1 protein-coding gene is annotated in these 248 nt (G+C 78.6%); it reads left to right on the top strand.

Annotated features, from left to right (window positions below; all coding sequences use genetic code 11):
• Positions 1 to 248: lytic polysaccharide monooxygenase (locus B7767_RS43050; protein ID WP_143653022.1), on the top strand; the 248-nt coding region annotated here is incomplete at both ends.

Below are 248 nucleotides of genomic sequence, written 5' to 3'. Positions count from 1 at the left end.
GGGGTCGGCGGCCTGCCGTGCCGCCGTCGCCGCGAACGGCGCTCCGTTCACGGCGTGGGACGACCTGCGGGTGGCGGGCGTCGCCGGCCGGGACCGGCAGCGGATCCCCGACGGGCGCCTGTGCAGCGGGGGCCTGCCCGCCTACCGGGGGCTCGACCTGGCCCGTACGGACTGGCCGGCGACCCGGGTGGGACCCGGTGGGGCGCTGCCGATGACGTACGTCTCGACGATCCCGCACACCGGCACGT

Source organism: Streptomyces sp. 13-12-16, from assembly GCF_002114215.1.
In the GTDB taxonomy this organism is placed as follows: domain Bacteria; phylum Actinomycetota; class Actinomycetes; order Streptomycetales; family Streptomycetaceae; genus Streptomyces.
Note: the sequence above shows the minus strand (reverse complement) of the source record. Positions and strands in the feature narration are given on the sequence as shown.